Source organism: Rhizobium acidisoli (assembly GCF_002531755.2).
Lineage (GTDB): Bacteria > Pseudomonadota > Alphaproteobacteria > Rhizobiales > Rhizobiaceae > Rhizobium > Rhizobium acidisoli.
This window is the reverse complement of record NZ_CP035000.1, coordinates 214,604-232,838: the sequence shown is the minus strand read 5'-3', so window position 1 is coordinate 232,838 and position 18,235 is coordinate 214,604. Positions and strand designations below refer to the sequence as shown.

13 protein-coding genes and 1 pseudogene are annotated in these 18,235 nt (G+C 62.0%); 8 read left to right on the top strand and 6 right to left on the bottom strand.

What is annotated here, in order from left to right; all coding sequences use genetic code 11:
* The first annotated feature begins 78 nt into the window (after positions 1–78).
* Positions 79–546, top strand: a complete 468-nt coding sequence (locus CO657_RS26735) for an Lrp/AsnC family transcriptional regulator (protein ID WP_054183931.1) — start codon at positions 79–81, stop codon at positions 544–546.
* A gap of 128 nt (positions 547–674) precedes the next feature.
* Here CO657_RS26735 and CO657_RS26730 read toward each other — a convergent pair whose 3' ends face one another.
* The 6 genes and pseudogenes from CO657_RS26730 to CO657_RS26705 form a co-directional block, all read right to left on the bottom strand.
* Positions 675–1,436 carry an ABC transporter ATP-binding protein gene (locus CO657_RS26730; RefSeq protein WP_054183932.1) on the bottom strand — a complete coding sequence of 254 codons (762 nt, stop codon included), beginning with the start codon at positions 1,434–1,436 and terminating at the stop codon, positions 675–677.
* On the bottom strand, positions 1,433–2,473 hold the full coding sequence (locus CO657_RS26725) for a FecCD family ABC transporter permease (RefSeq protein WP_054183933.1): 1,041 nt from the start codon (positions 2,471–2,473) through the stop codon (positions 1,433–1,435). Before CO657_RS26725 ends, CO657_RS26730 begins: the two co-directional genes overlap by 4 nt.
* Complete coding sequence (locus CO657_RS26720; protein ID WP_054183934.1) at positions 2,470–3,495, bottom strand: ABC transporter substrate-binding protein; 1,026 nt, start codon at positions 3,493–3,495, stop codon at positions 2,470–2,472. Before CO657_RS26720 ends, CO657_RS26725 begins: the two co-directional genes overlap by 4 nt.
* A gap of 153 nt (positions 3,496–3,648) precedes the next feature.
* A pseudogene (locus tag CO657_RS26715) lies at positions 3,649–4,541 on the bottom strand (alpha/beta fold hydrolase).
* Complete coding sequence (locus tag CO657_RS26710; protein WP_054183935.1) at positions 4,513–4,794, bottom strand: hypothetical protein; 282 nt, start codon at positions 4,792–4,794, stop codon at positions 4,513–4,515. Before CO657_RS26710 ends, CO657_RS26715 begins: the two are co-directional and overlap by 29 nt.
* A gap of 27 nt (positions 4,795–4,821) precedes the next feature.
* A complete protein-coding gene (locus CO657_RS26705) occupies positions 4,822–5,274 on the bottom strand; it encodes a hypothetical protein (RefSeq protein ID WP_054183973.1) in 453 nt (150 codons plus the stop codon).
* Positions 5,275–5,443: 169 nt separating this feature from the next.
* Here CO657_RS26705 and CO657_RS26700 point away from each other — a divergent pair, with 169 nt between their 5' ends.
* From CO657_RS26700 to CO657_RS36935, 7 genes are all read left to right on the top strand, one after another.
* Entirely contained in the window at positions 5,444–11,743 is a 6,300-nt protein-coding gene (locus CO657_RS26700; RefSeq protein ID WP_054183936.1) for a HAMP domain-containing protein, read from the top strand.
* Between the two features lie 10 nt (positions 11,744–11,753).
* Positions 11,754–13,430 (top strand): response regulator, encoded by a 1,677-nt coding sequence (locus CO657_RS26695; RefSeq protein ID WP_054183937.1) that lies wholly within the window; start codon positions 11,754–11,756, stop codon positions 13,428–13,430.
* A 94-nt stretch (positions 13,431–13,524) separates the two neighbouring features.
* Positions 13,525–13,782: a type II toxin-antitoxin system ParD family antitoxin gene (locus CO657_RS26690; protein WP_003591288.1), complete on the top strand. Its 258-nt coding sequence runs from the start codon at positions 13,525–13,527 to the stop codon at positions 13,780–13,782.
* Positions 13,775–14,065 (top strand): type II toxin-antitoxin system RelE/ParE family toxin, encoded by a 291-nt coding sequence (locus tag CO657_RS26685; RefSeq protein WP_054183939.1) that lies wholly within the window; start codon positions 13,775–13,777, stop codon positions 14,063–14,065. Before CO657_RS26690 ends, CO657_RS26685 begins: the two co-directional genes overlap by 8 nt.
* Before the next feature lie 142 nt (positions 14,066–14,207).
* Complete coding sequence (treZ, locus tag CO657_RS26680; RefSeq protein WP_054183974.1) at positions 14,208–15,965, top strand: malto-oligosyltrehalose trehalohydrolase; 1,758 nt, start codon at positions 14,208–14,210, stop codon at positions 15,963–15,965.
* Positions 15,966–15,991: 26 nt separating this feature from the next.
* The gene (gene malQ, locus CO657_RS26675) at positions 15,992–17,881 is read left to right on the top strand and encodes a 4-alpha-glucanotransferase (RefSeq protein ID WP_197283903.1); all 1,890 of its coding nucleotides are present in this window, start codon (positions 15,992–15,994) and stop codon (positions 17,879–17,881) included.
* A gap of 105 nt (positions 17,882–17,986) precedes the next feature.
* On the top strand, positions 17,987–18,148 hold the full coding sequence (locus CO657_RS36935; protein WP_003591297.1) for a hypothetical protein: 162 nt from the start codon (positions 17,987–17,989) through the stop codon (positions 18,146–18,148).
* The last annotated feature ends 87 nt before the right edge of the window (positions 18,149–18,235 follow it).

Genomic DNA, 18,235 nt, shown 5'->3' with positions numbered 1-18,235 from the left:
CTAATGCGATATCTGGATGCAGACATTCTGCGTCATCTGGCTATAATGTGCAGAAAGTCTCCTTTTTTCGGGTGAGTCATGCTTGACCAGTTCGATATCAAATTGCTCGCCGCTCTCCAGCAAAACAGTGAAGTGACGCAGGGTGAGCTGTCGCAGAAGGTCAATCTCTCCGCGACCCAATGCGCCCGCCGTTTGGAAAGGCTGCGCAATGAGCAGTACATCCAGAGCGTCGTTGCTATCCTCAATCCTGCAAAACTGGGTTTTGCCGTCGTCGCTCATACCCTCGTCAGCTTGCGTGCGCATACGGAAGGCGGAAACGAGCGGCTCCATCGTTTCATCGAAACCTCGCCGGAGATCCTGGAGTGTTATTCGCAGACGGGGGATGCCGATTTTCTGATGAAGGTGATGGCGCGCGACCTCGACCATCTCAGCCAATTTCTCGAAAGAATGATCCGGGTCACCGATAATCTGGCCTCGGTCAAATCGAGCATCGTCCTGAAGACGCTGAAAAAGACGACTGCTTTGCCGCTGCAGATCGTGACGTGAGAACGGAGCATGATGCCGAAAAGTGTGAGCGGTTTTCGGGCGACATCATGCTCTAACTTTTTAATTTAGAACAGGATTCAGATTTTAGGCCGATCCGGCCTAAAATCTGAATCCTGTTCTAGCCACTCTCATATGAGGTAGTGGACATGCGGGCGCGAATGATGGGGCGAGGCCTCGATGCGGGCCTCGACGGAAAAGACGTCGCGCAGGAGATTCTCGCTCAGCACGTCTTCAGGCGCGCCCGAGGCGACGATCCTGCCCTGCTGCATGATAACAAGCTCATCGCAGAACATGGCGGCATGGTTGAGATCGTGCAGGGCGACGATGCTGGTGATCGGCAGGCCGGAGACAAGCCGCATCAGGCCGATCTGGTGCTGGATGTCGAGATGGTTGGTGGGTTCGTCGAGGATCAATTCCTGCGGCGACTGGGCGAGCGCCCTGGCAATATGGGTGCGCTGCTTTTCACCGCCCGACAGGTTCTGCCAGCGATCGTCGCGCTTCTCCGCCATGCCGGCGCGCGCGAGCGCCGCTTCGACCGCCTCTTCGTCGGCTCTCGTCCAGCCGGAGAACATCGAGCGATGCGGAAAGCGGCCGAGCTTGACGACATCGACGACCTTCAGATTGGCGTTTGTCGTTGCATGCTGCTCGACGAAGGCGATGCGCCGGGCGATCGAACGGCGGCTGATCGTGCCGATGTCGTTTCGATCAAGAGTGACCCGGCCGGAATGCGGTCGCTTCAGCCCGGCGAGAAGCCGTAGTAGCGAGGTCTTGCCGGAGCCGTTCGGACCAAGCAGGCCGAGCATCCGGCCCGGCCGTGCCTCCATGGAAACGCCGTCCAGAATGGTTTTTCTGCCAATTTTCCAAGTGAGGTTGTCGGCCTTGATGCTCATGACGCGCGCTGGAACCGGTAGAGGATGATCGAGAAGAGGGGAACGCCGACCAGCGCCGTGACGACGCCGATCGGCAGGATCTGGTTGGGAATGAGGGCGCGCGCGGCAATGTCGGCGAGCACCATGAAGATCGCTCCAGCGATGGCGCAGGCCGGCAGCAGGCGGATATGCAGCGGCCCGACGACGAAGCGCGCGACATGCGGCACGACAAGGCCGACAAAGCCGATCGAGCCGACCATGCTGACGATCGTCGCCGTCATCATGGCAGTCAGCGCGAAGAGCACCATGCGGGCGCGGCCGACATTGACACCGAGCGAGGAGGCCGCCTCGTCGCCGAAAGCGAAGGCGTCGAGCACGCGGGCATAAAACAGACAGGCGGCAAGGCCGAGGCCGACGATAACCGAGACCAGCGCGAATTCCGGCCAGCGCACGCCGCTGAAACTGCCGAGCAGCCAGAACATGACGTCGCGGGCCTGCTGCGCATTGGCCGAGGTGGTGACGATATAAGAGGTTGAGGCGTTGAAGAGCTGCGAGGCGGCGACCCCGGCAAGAATGGTGCGGTCCGCGCCGCCGCGCGTGCCGTTCGAGAGCAGCGCCACGAAGAAGAAGGCGGCGAAGGCGCCGGCAAAGGCGCCTGCCGACAGCGACACCGCGCCAGCGCCGAGGCCCAGGATGACGATTGCGACGGCGCCGGTGGAGGCCCCGGCGGAGATGCCGAGCACATAGGGTTCGGCAAGCGGATTGCGCAGCAGCGACTGCATGATGGCGCCCGAGAGCGCCAGCCCCGCGCCGCAGAAGGCGGCGACCAGCGCGCGGCTCAGGCGATAATCCCAGATCACCGTCTCATGGATGCGGTTCAGCTCGACGGCAGTCCAACCGAGCCGATTGGTGACGGCCGAAAACGTGGTCGCAAGCGGAATCGGCAAGTCGCCGATCCCGACGCTCATGCCGACGGCGACAGCGATGAGGCAGAGGGAAGCGAGCAGCAGTGCGGTGAGCGCTCCCAACTGCCGGAAGAGACGGCCTGCGTCCGTCACTTCAGCAGACCGAGAGCCTTCAGCTGCTCGGCGACCTGTTCGGCGCCGTAGATCGTCCGGATCGTCGGGTTCATCGCCTGGCCGTCCATGACGACGAGCGCCTTGTTCTTGACGGCCGGGGTCTGGCTGACGGCCGGATCGGTGTTCAGGAAGTTGATCTTGGCCTCAGGCTTGTCGAGTTCCCAGCGGTTGCGGTCGAGGCTGGCGACGACGATGACGTCGGGGTTGGCGGCGATGATGCCTTCCCAGCCGACGGTCGGCCATTCTGCTTCCGCCGATATCGCATTGTGGCCACCGAGCAGGTCGGCGATGAAGCCGGAGGCGCTGTTCTTGCCGCCGACATAGGCGTCGGCCGACGGGCTGGGGCTGGAGAACCAGAAGACGTAGGACAGGTTCTTGCCGTCCTTGGCAACGCTCCCGCGAAGCTTGGCTTCACGCGCCTTGAAGTCGGCAATCAGCGCCTGGCCGCGATCGGCGACGTCGAAAATCTGCGAAAGTTCGTCGATCTCCTTGTAGAGGAGATCCATGTTCCACAGCTCGGCGCGGCTGCCGTATTGGTCTTTGACGTCCTTGGTGCTGAGGCAGGTGCTGGGCGAAAGATAGCTCGCCACCCCGACCTTGTCGAAGTCCTCGCGCTTGGCGACCTTGCTGTTCGGCCCGACCAGGCTCGGCAGGGCGGCCGCCACGAAGTCGGGATTTTCGGCGAGGATCGATTCGAAGGTCGGCATCTCGACTGTGAGAAGCTTGACCTTGGCATTGGCTTCGGCGAGCTGCGGCAGCACCTTGCTCGGCCAGAAGGCGGTGCCGACCAACTTGTCCTGAAGGCCGAGCAGCAGCAGGATTTCCGCGCTGTTCTGGCCGAGGCCGATCGCCCGCTCGGGCGCCTGCTTGAATGTCACCGCAGCGCCGCAGTTTTCGAGCGTCAGCGGATAGGCCGTCGAACCGGCCAGCGTCGGAGTTGCGGCAAGGCCGATCAGGGCGGAGAGGCCGCAGGCGGCCAAAAGCGATTTGAGGATGGTCACGTAGAAATCCTGGTGCGTAAGTGTGTGCGGCGGGGTATAGCCACAAGACCTGCCTGAAAACAAGACAAAATTGATCAACTTATGGCAAAATCGACAGCGTCGAACATTGCTGTCGGATGGCCTGCGACCGGACCGCGTCGCTCGAGCCTGGCACTATGCGCTCTCGAAAAAATCCCGGATGGCCTGCGAGATCGCTTCCGGATTCTCTTCAGCGACATGATGGCCGCTGTCTGTGCCGAAGCGCGCACGTCGTCCGCCCAGTTCCGCCAGATAGCGACGGGATCGCCATAGATCTGCTCCATGTCGTCGCGCAGCGACCAGAGGCAGAGCATGGGGCAGTTCACTTTCCGGCCGGCGTCGCGGTCTTCACGGTCGTGGAGACGGTCGACGCTGAGTCCGGCGCGGTAATCCTCGATCATCCCGTGGATGACGTCGGGGTCTTGGATGACGTTGAGCAGGTCGTCATAGGCCGGTCTGCCCATTCGCGCCGGCGAGAGTTTGTCGTACCACGCCAGGGGATCAGCTGAGATCGCCCGCTCCGGCTTTTGCGGCTGGGCGAAGAAGAACCAATGATACCAGTCTCTTGCAAATTTCCAGTCTGCGTGTTCAAGATGTTCAATGACGGGAATGCCATCGGCAGCAACGAATTTTCGTACGCGGTCGGGATGGTCCATCGCCATACGGAAAGCAGTCAGGCTTCCACGGTCATGACCGACGACCGCGAAGTTTTCGTGCCCCAGTCGCCGCATCAGCTCGACGAGGGCGTCGGCCTTGGCCCTCTTGGAGGAGTTTCTGCTGTCGGGAGTATCGGCAGGCTGGTAGGAGCGGCCGAAGCCGGGTAGGTCGGGACAGATGACCGTGTAATCAGAAGACAATAGATCCGCCACCTTGCCCCAGGTCATATGTGTCCTGGGATGGCCGTGGAGTAGAAGAACGGCGGGGCCTGATCCGCCGTGGCGGACACGAAGCGAACCTGGCCCGACCTCGACGGTCTCGAGAGAAAAGCCTTCGAAATGCTCAGCTGAGCTTTCCCACGAGCTTCGCATAATCCGAAAATGTCAGCTGTTCGCCTTTCCCGGCGGCCTCACCGGCGAGTTGCAACACCCGGATGGGAAACAGGATCGCGGCGCGGTTGGCGCCCGACAGCTCATGATCGTCGTCCTCCTCGATCGCCTTTTGGGCTTTCGAGAGCGCGGCGTTGATTTCCCCGCGCGTGAGCACGTCCTTGTCGACGATTGCGTCGCAGATCGACGTCATCGCCATGATCAGCCCTTTGAGCTGCAGATTGGCCGTATTCATGAGAACTCCAATAAAAAGGGGTGGCCTCTAATCCGGTTGGACTGGGCGTATCGTGTCGACCGAGACCATGCCCTCGACGATGCCGCGCTTGATATCGCGTCTGTTCCGGTCGATCTCTATGACAGTATAGAGCTTGTCGTCGCGGAAGGCACTGGCATTGGCTGTCGTCACATCCTCGGCGGGAGCCGCATCCACTTCCATGAAGTCGAGTTCGCGCGCGGCGGCGACGATCCTGGCATCACCCGGCGTTCTGGCGGCCACGATGACGATGCCATGGCCGGGGGCATTGTCCCATCTCGGATCGTCGGGAGCGGCGATCGGTTCCAGCCGGTAGATGTTGACCATCTCACCGCCCGTTTCGGGCGAGGCTTCCGCCGCCGCATCCTGCATTTGCGCCTGGCTTTCCACCGACCTTCCGAAGGTGGTCGGGCTGGTTGCGTTGTTGATCTCGTCCTTGCCTGTCCTTGAGACGTTCGACATGTCGCTCTCCATTATCAGGTTGGAAACGACGGCCGGCCGGAAACTGTTCCAGCGCAGGCAAAGTTTGACGGCTGATGCCCGATACATCGATCTATGCAACCGCGTGCCCGAGCCATACCCTTTTTCCACTTGAGCACTAATTTACCTCCAGTCGAACAAGGGGGATTTCGTGAGCAAGCAGACCAGTGAATTTTCGCGCGATGTCGTTGCGGCAGACAGCCTCAATGGCCATGACCACAAAACCATGGCATTCGATGACGCCAGCGCGCTTCTGGAGGTCCTTGTTGCGGTCCGGCGCGGTGACTTTTCCGTGCGGATGCGATCGGATCTGACCGGCGTCACCGGCAAGATCGCCGATGCCCTCAACGACATTATCGCCGGCAATCAGCGCATGGCCCAGCAGCTGGAACATGTCGGCCAGGTCGTCGGCCGGGATGGGCGCACGAGCACGCGGGTACGCTTCGGCCTGTCCGACGGGTCCTGGTCGGAGATGGAGGGATCGATCAACGGCCTGATCGACGATCTCCTGTGGCCGACGACGGCCGTCACCCGCACGATCACCGCAGTCGCCAAGGGTGATCTGCTGCAGACAGTGCCGCTCGACGTCGACGGACGGGCTCTCAAGGGCGAGTTCCTGCGATCGGCCGATATCGTCAACACGATGATCAAACAGCTGAGCGTCTTCACCTCCGAGGTGACGCGCGTTGCCCGCGAGGTCGGCACGGACGGAAAACTCGGCGGACAGGCGCAGGTGCCTGCAGTGACCGGCGTCTGGAAGGACTTGACCGAAAGCGTTAACTCGATGGCGTCGAACTTGACCGCGCAGGTCCGCAACATCGCCGAAGTGACGATCGCGGTTGCCAACGGCGACCTTTCCAAGAAGATCACCGTCGACGTGCGCGGCGAAATCCTGCAGCTCAAGGAGGCCATCAATACCATGGTCGACCAGCTGCGCTCCTTCGCTTCAGAAGTGACGCGTGTTGCCCGCGAGGTCGGCACCGAAGGCAAGCTCGGCGGCCAGGCGCTGGTGCCGGGTGTCGCCGGCACTTGGAAGGACCTGACCGACTCCGTCAACGCCATGTGCGGCAATCTGACGGCCCAGGTGCGCAACATTGCCCAGGTGACGACGGCGGTCGCGCGCGGTGACCTGTCGCGCAAGATCACCGTGGACGTCTCGGGCGAAATCCTGGAACTGAAGGAAACCATCAACACGATGGTCGACCAGCTCAACGGCTTTGCCGGCGAGGTGACGCGCGTGGCGCGTGAAGTCGGCACCGAAGGGCGGCTCGGCGGTCAGGCGCAGGTGCCGGGTGTCGCCGGCACGTGGAAGGACTTGACCGACAACGTCAATTCCATGGCCTCGAACCTCACCGCGCAGGTGCGCAACATCGCCGAGGTGTCGACCGCCATCGCCAATGGCGACCTGTCGAAGAAGATCACGGTGACGGTATCGGGGGAAATCCTCGAGCTGAAGGAGACTATCAACACGATGGTCGATCAGCTGAATGCCTTTGCATCGGAAGTCACCCGCGTCGCCCGCGAAGTCGGCACCGAGGGCCGGCTCGGCGGCCAGGCCAATGTGCGCGGCGTCGCCGGCACCTGGAAGGATCTGACCGAGAACGTCAACTCGATGGGCGGAAACCTGACGGCACAGGTGCGCAACATCGCCGAAGTCTCGACCGCCATTGCCAATGGCGACTTGTCGAAGAAGATCACCGTCGACGTGAAAGGCGAAATCCTGGAACTGAAGGAAACCATCAACACGATGGTCGACCAGTTGAACGCCTTCGCTTCGGAAGTCACCCGTGTCGCCCGCGAAGTCGGAACCGAGGGCCGGCTCGGCGGCCAGGCCAATGTGCGCGGCGTCGCCGGCACCTGGAAGGATCTGACCGATAGCGTCAATTCCATGGCTTCCAACCTGACGGGGCAGGTGCGCAACATCGCTGAAGTCGCCACCGCCGTCGCCCAGGGAGACCTGTCGAAGAAGATCACCGTCACCGTGTCGGGCGAGATCCTCGAGCTGAAGGAGACCATCAACACGATGGTCGATCAGCTGAACGGCTTTGCCGGCGAGGTGACGCGTGTGGCGCGCGAGGTCGGCACAGAAGGCCGGCTCGGTGGCCAGGCCAACGTGCTCGGCGTCGCCGGCACCTGGAAGGATCTGACCGACAGCGTCAATTCGATGGCGGGCAATCTGACGGCGCAGGTGCGCAACATCGCCGAGGTCTCGACCGCGATTGCCAATGGCGACCTGTCGAAGAAGATCACCGTTTCGGTCTCGGGGGAAATCCTTGAACTCAAGGAAACGCTGAACACCATGGTCGACCAGCTGAACCGCTTCGCCTCCGAAGTGACGCGCGTCGCGCGCGAAGTCGGAACCGAAGGCAAGCTCGGCGGTCAGGCGCAGGTGCCGGGTGTCGCCGGCACCTGGAAGGATCTGACCGAGAACGTCAATTCCATGGCTTCCAACCTGACGGGCCAGGTGCGCAACATCGCCGAAGTGACGACCGCCGTGGCGCGCGGCGACCTGTCGCGCAAGATCACCGTCGACGTGAAGGGGGAAATCCTCGAACTGAAGAACACCATCAATACGATGGTGGACCAGCTCAACGCCTTTGCCGGTGAGGTGACGCGTGTCGCCCGCGAAGTCGGCACCGAAGGCAAGCTCGGCGGCCAGGCGCAGGTTTCCGGCGTCGCCGGCACCTGGAAGGATCTGACCGACAGTGTCAACTCGATGGCCGGCAATCTGACGGCGCAGGTGCGCAACATCGCCGAGGTGGCGACCGCAATCGCCAATGGCGACCTGTCGCGCAAAATCACCGTCGACGTGCGCGGCGAAATCCTGCTGCTGAAGGATACGTTGAATACCATGGTCGACCAGCTTCGCTCCTTCGCCGGTGAAGTGACGCGCGTGGCGCGCGAAGTCGGCACCGATGGCAGGCTTGGCGGTCAGGCCGTCGTTCCCGGCGTTGCCGGCACCTGGAAGGACCTGACCGACAACGTCAACCTGCTCGCCGCCAACCTCACGACCCAGGTTCGAAACATCGCCGAAGTCACGACCGCCGTGGCGCGCGGCGACCTCTCACGCAAGATCACCGTCGACGTGAAGGGGGAAATCCTCGAACTGAAGAACACCATCAACACCATGGTGGACCAGCTCAACGCCTTTGCCGGCGAAGTGACGCGCGTCGCCCGCGAAGTCGGCACCGAAGGCAAGCTTGGCGGCCAGGCGCAGGTGCCTGGAGTGGCCGGTACCTGGAAGGACCTGACCGACACCGTCAACGTCATGGCTGCCAACCTGACCGAACAGGTGCGCGGCATCGTCAAGGTGGTGACGGCGGTGGCGAACGGCGACCTCAAGCAGAACCTCACCGTCGCCTCCAAGGGCGAGGTGGCGGCGCTCGCCGAAACCATCAACAACATGACCAATACGCTTGCGACCTTCGCCGATCAGGTGACGACGGTGGCTCGCGAGGTGGGCGTGGAAGGCCGTCTCGGCGGCCAGGCGAATGTTCCGGGCACGGCCGGCACATGGAAGGATCTCACCGGCAACGTCAACCTGCTTGCCGCCAACCTGACGACGCAGGTGCGCGCCATTGCCGAGGTGGCGACCGCCGTCACCAAGGGCGACCTGACGCGCTCGATCAAGGTCGATGCGCGCGGCGAAGTCGCCGAGCTCAAAGACAATATCAACACGATGATCGACAACCTGCGCCTGACGACGGAGCGCAACACCGAACAGGACTGGCTGAAGACCAACCTGGCCCGCTTCACCAACATGCTGCAGGGCCAGCGCGATCTGACGCTGGTCGGCAAGTTGCTGTTGTCGGAGCTGGCGCCGCTCGTCAGCGCTCATCAGGGGGTGATCTACCAGGTCGACGCCGATGAGGAACAGCCGTTCCTGTCGCTTCTGTCGGTCTATGCGCAAGGGGTCGAGGCGGCGCATCCGCCGCGGCTCGATTTCGGCCAGGGACTTGTCGGCCAGTGCGCCAGTGATGCCCGCCGAATCCTTGTCACCGACCTTCCCGAGAATGTCGTTCCGATCAGTTCCGGCGTGTTCACGACCCTGCCGCGAAGCGCGATCGTGCTGCCGGTGCATTTCGAGGGACAGGTGAAAGCGGTAATCGAGCTGGCCTCCGCCGGCGAATTCACCGAGTTGCAGCTGTCCTTCCTCGACCAGCTGACGACGTCGATCGGTATCGTCCTCAATTCGATCGAGGCGACCATGCAGACCGAAGGCCTGCTCAAGCAGTCGCAGAAACTCGCCGCCGAGCTGCAGACGCAGCAGCGCGAGTTGCAGCAGACCAACGAGCAGCTCGGCCAGAAGGCGCAGCAGCTCGAGGAACGCAACGTCGAAGTCGAGGCGAAGAACCAGGAGATCGAGCAGGCCCGGCGCGCGCTGGAGGAAAAGGCCACCGAGCTGGCCCTGACATCGAAGTATAAATCCGAATTCCTCGCCAACATGTCGCACGAGCTGCGCACGCCTTTGAATTCGATTCTCATTCTCGGCCAGCAGCTCGGCGAAAACCCCGACGGCAATCTGTCGGGCAAACAGGTCGAATTTGCCAAGACGATCCACGGCGCCGGAACCGACCTCTTGAACCTGATCAGCGATATCCTCGACCTGTCGAAGATCGAATCCGGAACGGTTTCGGTCGATGCCGAGGAGATTTTCGTCAGCAACCTGCTCGAGGTGATGGCCCGGCCATTCCGGCACGAGGCGGAAAACCGGAGCCTGTCGTTCGCGGTCGAGATCGGCGGTGATGTCACGAAGAGCATCATCACGGATTCGAAGCGGCTGCAGCAGATCCTCAAGAACCTGCTGTCGAACGCCTTCAAATTCACCGCGCAAGGCGGTGTGACGCTTCGCGTCGCGTTGGCAGCGAGCGGCTGGTCGCCGGATCATCCGTCGCTCCGGCACGCGCCTTCGGTCATCGCCTTCGAAGTCGTCGACACCGGCATCGGCATCCCGCCGGAAAAGCAGCGCATCATTTTCGAGGCGTTCCAGCAGGCGGATGCCTCGACGAGCCGCAAGTATGGCGGCACCGGTCTCGGGCTGGCGATCAGCCGCGAACTGGCAAACCTCTTGGGCGGCGAGATCCAGCTGCGCAGTACGCCGGGCGTCGGCAGCACCTTCGTCCTCTATTTGCCGCTGACCTATGTCGGTGCCGGCGCAGTTGCGCCGAAGTCCCTTCCGTCGGCCAATGTCGTGGAGTTCGCCGAGGCGGCGGCGAGCCGCCGCGCCGAGAAGACCATCGAACATGTGGCAGACGATCGCCACCAGATCGCGGCCGGCGATTCGGTGCTTCTCATCGTCGAGGACGATGCGCATTATGCCCGTGTCCTGGTCGATCTTGCCCGTGACAGCGGATTCAAGGTTCTGGTGGCGATGCGTGGCAGCGATGCGCTGTCACTCGCGCAGGACTACCGGCCGGCGGCGATCTCGCTCGACATCTTCCTGCCCGATATGCTCGGCTGGACGGTGCTTAGCCAGCTCAAGCAGAATCCGCAGACGCGGCATATCCCGGTGCAGATCATCAGCCTCGACGAGGATCGCCAGCATGGGCTGACCCGTGGCGCCTTCGCATTCATGAGCAAGCCGACGACGCCAGAGGGCCTCGGCAAGGCGCTGTCGCGTTTGAAGGCCTATGCGCAACCGCGCCGCAAGCATCTGCTGCTGGTGGAAGACAATGAGGCCGAGCGGCTGAGCGTCACCGCGCTTCTCGGACATGACGACATCGACATCACAAGTGTCGGTTCCGGATCGGAAGCGCTTGCCGCCCTCAGGCAGGATCCGCCGGATTGCGTGGTGCTCGACCTTTCGCTGCCTGACATGTCCGGCTTCGACGTCCTGGAGCAGATACGCGACGACGCCGAGATCGGTGAGGTGCCGGTGGTCGTCTTCACCGGCCGAGAGCTTTCCCCAGAGGAAGATGCGACGCTGCACAGCATGGCCCGAAGCGTCGTCGTGAAGGGCGTCGAGTCTCCGGAACGTCTTCTCGATGAGACGGCTCTGTTCCTGCACCGGGTCGTCGTCGACCTGCCGGCGGCAAAACAGGCCACCCTGCAGGAACTGCACAGCTCGGATGAGGATCTCGTCGGCGAAACCGTGCTGCTCGTCGACGACGATGCCCGCAATATCTTTGCGCTGAGCAGCGTGCTGGAACGCCGGGGAATGCGGGTGCTGACGGCCACGACCGGCAGCGAAGCCATCGACGTCATCAACAACGAGCCTTCGGTGGCGATCGTGCTGATGGATATCATGATGCCGGGAATGGACGGCTACGAGACGATGCAGGTCATCCGTTCGGAGCCACGGTTCCGGCGGCTGCCGATCCTGGCGCTGACGGCCAAGGCGATGAAGGGCGACCGGGAGAAATGCCTGGAAGCGGGCGCATCCGATTACCTGGCGAAGCCGGTCAATACCGAGCAGCTTCTGTCGGCGCTTCGCATGTGGCTGCACCGCTGAGGATCCGATCATGAACCCCGTCAACATCCTTCTCGTCGACGATCAGCCTGCGAAACTACTGAGCTACGAGGTCATTCTCGAAGAACTCGAGGAAAACCTCATCAAGGCGCAATCGGCGCGCGAAGCTTTCGAGCACCTGCTGCGCACCGAAATCGCCGTGATCCTCGTCGATGTTTGCATGCCGGAACAGGATGGCTTCGAGCTTGTCGGCATGATCCGGCAGCATCCGCGCTATCAGAACACGCCGATCATCTTCGTTTCCGCGGTGATGCTGGCCGAACCCGACCGGCTGCGCGGCTATGCGGTGGGCGCCGTCGACTACGTCTCCGTCCCGATCGTGCCCGAGGTGCTGAGAGCCAAGGTCAGGGTCTTTGCCGATCTCTATAGGAAGACGCGAGAACTCGAACGGCTGAATGCGGAACTGGAGGCTCGGGTTCGCCAGCGCACCGCCGAACTCGAGGCCTCAGCTGCTCAGCTGCGGGAGCTTAACGAGGAGTTGGAGCACCGGATCGATCAAAGGACGCGGGAGCGCGAGGAGGCGCTGGCGCAGCTGTTCGAGGCGCAGAAGCTCGACACGATCGGTCACCTGACGGGTGGGGTGGCGCATGACTTCAACAATCTTCTGATGGCGGTGCTTGGCAGCCTTGGCCTTCTGAAGAAGCGGCTTCCGGCGGATGAACGCAGCGAACGTCTGCTGACGAATGCGATCCAGGCGGCCGAGCGCGGCACGGCGCTGACCCAGCGACTGCTTGCCTTCGCCCGCCGCCAGGAGCTCAAGCCGCAGGCGGTCGATTTCCTCAGGCTGTTCGAAAACGTTGAGGATCTGCTCGCCAAGGCGGTGGGGCCGCGCATCGAAATCCACAAGCGCATTCCGGCGGATCTGGCGCCGCTTCTGGTGGATAGCAACCAACTGGAGCTGGCACTGCTCAACCTGTTCGTCAATGCCCGCGACGCGCTTGAAAACGGCGGCGCCGTGACGGTTGCCGCGGCAGCCGCCGAAGAAGCTCGGCCGGCCGGTCTCGCGGGCGGTAATTACATTCGGATATCGGTGTCGGATGATGGCGAGGGCATGGACGAGGCAACGGTCGCTCGCGCCGCCGAACCGTTTTTCACCACCAAAGGAGTCGGCAAGGGCACTGGTCTCGGCCTGTCGATGGTGCATGGCCTGGCGGCGCAATCCGGCGGCTCGATCCAGATATCGAGCGCGAGAGACAAGGGCACGACAGTATCCCTTTGGCTGCCCGTCGCAGAAGCCTTCGTCAAGACGCAGCCGGCCGTCGAGCCTCCCGCGACGGAAGCCCTGAACCCGGTATCACGGCCGCTCGCCATTCTTGTCGTCGACGACGATGCGCTTGTCCGGACGGGAACCGTGGCGATGCTGGAGGATCTCGGACACCTGCCGCGCGAGGCGTCTTCCGCTTCGCAGGCCCTGGAACTCCTTGCCGACGGACCAGATTGCGATCTCGTCATCACCGATCATGCGATGCCCGGCATGACTGGCGCCGAGCTTGCCCGCCATCTCCGCTCGGCCTTCCCAGGCCTGCCGATCATCCTCGCCTCGGGCTATGCTGAATTTTCCGAAGACCACGGTCTCGGCCGGATGCTCAGGATGACCAAGCCCTTCACCCAGGAACAGCTTCAGGCGGCGATGGACAAGGCACTCTCGGGCAAAGTCGCGGCGGCGTGAAGGTCGAAGCGTCTTGCAATCATGTGCCAGCGGCCAGTTCTATTTGTAGCGTTTATCAAAAACTGATAATATCGCTTCAACGAAAGGTATCGCTATGCCCTCCAGCTACAATATTGGCCCCCGCTATGAAGGGCTTGTCCGAGAGCTTGTCGAAAGCGGGCGCTATGCCAGCGCCAGCGAGGTCGTGCGCGATAGCCTGAGGCTGTTGGAACAGCGTGAGGAAATTCGCGCGCTTGAGCTGGAAAAACTCAAGCGGGAGTATGCTGAGGGTAAAGCTAGCGGCGAACCCGAAGAGGTTGATCCCGCCCGCTTCCTGCAAGAGCTGAAAGCAGAACGCGCAGCCCGTGGCTAAATACAAGTTGCCTCCGCGTGCGCAGCGTCAGATGCGAGATATCTGGCGTGATATCGCCGTTCACAACGAACCGGCAGCGGACAGGCTCCTGCAAAAGCTTTTCGATAAGTTCGAGCTGGTTGCCACCCATCCCGAAATGGGGCCTGCTCGACCGGATGTCAGCCCAGCTGCCCGTCTGGTTATCGAAGGGCGCTACATCGCCATCTATGAGCCCACGAAATATGGCGCTGAAATTGTCGTGATTGTCCACGGGATGCGCGAGCCATCGACTTGGCTCGATTGAGGCGGCCTCTCGTAAGCCAGTGATATGTTATCCGGTGACGGCGGCCGCTTTCGCGTGTTCCGCGTGCGGACGAAACTTTTTGCTCCTGCAGAAGTTACCCAAATCCCATCCTCACTTCACCGAAGGCTTTCCCTTGACCAATATGACGTTCGGCCCCGCATTCACTGAAGACGGTATGCTGTTTCGGCTCTGGGCTCCCCTGCATGAAAGCGTATCGTTGAAGATCGAAGGCACCGATCCGCGGCCGATGCAGGCGGCGGAAGATGGCTGGCATCGATGCACGGTACCGAATGCCCATGCCGGCATGCGCTATCGCTTCGTTCTGCCGGACGGTCTTGAAATTCCCGATCCTGCGTCGCGGTTCCAGCCACAGGATGTGCACGGTCCGAGCGAAGTGGTCGACCTGTCCTATCGCTGGAAGACGAGTGACTGGACCGGCCGGCCATGGGAAGAGATGGTCGTCTACGAGATGCATATCGGCTGCTTCACGCCGGAGGGGACTTTCGAAGCTGCGATCGAGCGGCTCGATCATCTCAGGGAACTGGGTGTCACGGCGTTGCAGATTATGCCGGTCAGCGAATTCCCCGGCCGTTATAGCTGGGGTTATGACGGCGTTTTGCCCTATGCTCCTGACAGCAGCTACGGCCGGCCGGAGGATTTCATGGCGTTGGTCGATGCAGCGCATCAGCGCGGCATCTCGGTGTTCCTCGATGTGGTCTACAATCACTTCGGGCCTGACGGGAATTATATCCCGTCCTATGCGCCGCTCTTTACCGACCATCACAAGACACCCTGGGGCCACGGCATCAACTATGACGGCGACGGATCGCAGATGATCCGCGAATTTGTCATTGAGAACGCCATCTACTGGATCACCGAATTCAGGCTCGACGGCTTCCGCTTCGATGCCGTTCACGCGATCAAGGACGACAGCGACGAGCATCTGCTTCACGAACTTGCCCGCCGCGTCAGGGCTGCGGCTGTCGACCGGCACATTCATCTGATCGTCGAAAACGAGGAGAATGACAGCGACTTATTGAAGCGTGACGAAAAGGGCGCAGCGACGCTGTTCACCGCCCAGTGGAACGACGACGTGCACCACGTGCTGCATATCACTGCGACCGGCGAAACCTTCGGCTATTATGCCGATTACGCCGGTGACGCCGGCAAGCTCGGCCGGGCGCTGGCGGAAGGCTTCGTGTTCCAGGGAGAACATATGCCCTATCGCGGCGGGAACAGGGGCCGGCCGAGCGCTCACCTGCCGCCAACGGCTTTCATCTCCTTCATCCAGAACCATGATCAGATCGGAAATCGGGCGCTAGGCGACCGGGTCATTGCGTCGAGCCCGGCCGAAGCCGTCCAAGCCGTCATCGCCGTCTATCTGCTGGCGCCCGAGATTCCGATGCTGTTCATGGGCGAGGAATGGGGCGCTGCAGAGCCTTTCCCGTTTTTCTGCGATTTCGACGAGGGGTTGAATGAGAAGGTCAGGAAAGGCCGTCGTGAGGAGCTTTCGCGTCTGCCGGGCTTCGATGCCGACGACCTTCTCGACCCGACGGCGCCATCTACCTTCGCTGCGGCCAAACTGGATTGGTCGAAACGCGCTTCCTCCGAGATCCTCGATTTCTACAAAATGTTGCTCGACCTCCGGCACCGGAAGATCGTTCCTTTGCTGAAAGGTGTGACGTCTGGAAACGCCGTTTACCGCTCGACGGGAAATGCGATCGCAGTGGATTGGTCCCTGGCGGAAGGCCGGCATCTTCATCTGCGTGCCAACCTCGGCGACGAGGCGGCGGCGCTCGATTCACAACAGCAGGACGATGAGACGATATTCCATCTCGGCGGACGCGACGGCGGCGATCTGGCGCCCTGGGCAGTGATCTGGAGCCTGAGCCAGGCGTGAGGACGCTGGGAGGAAAGGGTCGAATGATGAAATCCGCAGAGCTCGACAAACTCGCCCGCCGCCACGGCATCAGCCTGACAAGGCCCAGCCCCGAGAACCGGGAAGTGGTGATCTCAGCCGCGACTAAGCGCAAAATACTCTCGGCATTGAATATTGAACTGACGGAGGATCAAGAGCCCGGTGAGCCGCGGCGGAAGGCCAAGCCGGATGGCAGGAAGATCCCGGTGTCTTTTCTGCCGGATTTCCTATCCGACACACGGGTCTGGGGCGTGAGCCTGCAGCTTTACGAGCTCCGTTCTGCACGCAACTGGGGCATAGGAGACTTCCAGGATCTCGCCGATTTGGCCGATCTGGCGGGATCGCTGGGGGCGGATTTCATCGGTCTCAACCCGCTTCACGCGCCATTCCTCGCCGATCCCGACCGCTGCAGCCCGTATGAACCGTCAAGCCGCCAGCATCTCAACCCGTTCTATATCGCGGTCGATCAAGTGCCGGGCTTTGCCGGCAATCCCAAACTCGAACAGGAATTGGAGCGCCTTCGCCAATGCGATCTCGTCGACTACATCGGCGTCGCGCGGACCAAGCTTGGAGCCCTTCGTGATCTCTGGTCGGCGCGGCGACAACGCCGTGTTGACGACGAGGCCGATTTCGACGCATTTGTCGCGCAAGGCGGCGACAGCCTTCGGCTGCATGCGCTGTTCGAATGCCTCTCCGCTTTCATGGTCGAGCGCGGGGCGGGCGCCGGCTGGCAGCGGTGGCCGGCCGAGTTGCAGCGCTTCGACAGCGCCGCTGTCGGCGATTTCGAACGCGAGCATGCAGATGACGTTCGCTTTCACATGTGGCTGCAATGGCTCGCCCACCGCCAGCTGAAGCAGGCGGCGGATCGGGCGCGCAAGGCCGGCCTCAGGATAGGGCTCTATCTCGATCTTGCCGTCGGGGAGGCGGTCGACGGCTCGGCGACGTGGAGCGAGCCGGATATCTATGTCTCGCAGGCGACGATCGGCAGTCCTCCCGATCCATTCGCCGTCGATGGGCAGGATTGGCACCTCGCCGGATACCTGCCATCCGAAATTGCCGGAGGGGAGATATCGCCTTACCGGCGCATGGTCGGCACCGCCATGCGCTACGCGGGCGCCATTCGTATTGATCACGCCCCGGCGATCCGCCGCCTTTTCCTGGTTCCGCTAGGCAGCAGGCCGGATAGCGGCGCCTATGTCCGCTATCCCGAGGACCGGCTGCTGCAGATCCTCGCCGAGGTTTCCGCTGAACATCGATGCCTTGTCATCGGGGAGTCCCTCGGAATGATTCCTGAAGGCTTGCAAGAGGATCTGGCTACTGCCGGCATTCTCTCCTACCGGATCCTTTCCTATGAACAGGATGAGAAGGGCTTCAAGCCCGCCGATGCCTATCCGGTCCTCGCGCTCGCCTGCATTTCGACGCATGACCACCAGACGCTTGCCGGCTGGTGGCGCGGCGCCGACATTCAGGATCGCTGTGAACACGGTATCGTGCCGCCCGATCTCACCGAAGAACATCTCAAACACCGCAAGCGCGAGCGGAGGTATCTGAAAGCGGTCTTCAACGCCGCTGGCCTCGACGTGCCGCCCCGGCTCACGGCGGCGCGGGCAAGCCAGGAAGCGTTGCAAGATCTGACGGTGAGCGCCTATCGTTTCATTGCGCGCACTCCATCGCTTCTGACATCGGTGCGGCTTGCCGATCTCACCGACGAGAAAGCGCCGACCAACATTCCGGGCACCAGCGACAGCTATCCGAACTGGAAGCCGAAGCTTTCGGTTTTGCTGGAGGATCTGCTGTCGGTCCCGCTGCTCAAGCGCGTAACGGCGGCGATGCGGGAGGAAAGGCCGCGCTTCGCCTCCGCGGCGCGAATGGAAATCGATCGGGGACGGAACGAATAGGAAGCCGGCGAATTTTCATCAAATAAGGACAGGGAAAGCCGAGATGAGGGCCTATCCGCTGTCGCCGCTTAAATGCGGCACGACCAATATGATGGAAACAAGATCATGACGACCGCATTCATCCTTATCGCATTGGCCCTGATCATCATCTACGCCGGCCCGACGTTGCTGTTTTTCTGCGTCGGCTATGCCGATTATATGCTGGAGCGGCGAAGACACATGATCGCGCTGAAGCACGCCGTGAGGCGTCGCAGCGACGAGCTGTAGAGCAATTCCAGGAAATCGCCGAACCCCGGCTGGGGAAACGGAACTGGAGGCAGGTCCGAACCCGCCTCCAGCTGCTGGAGCGTCAGC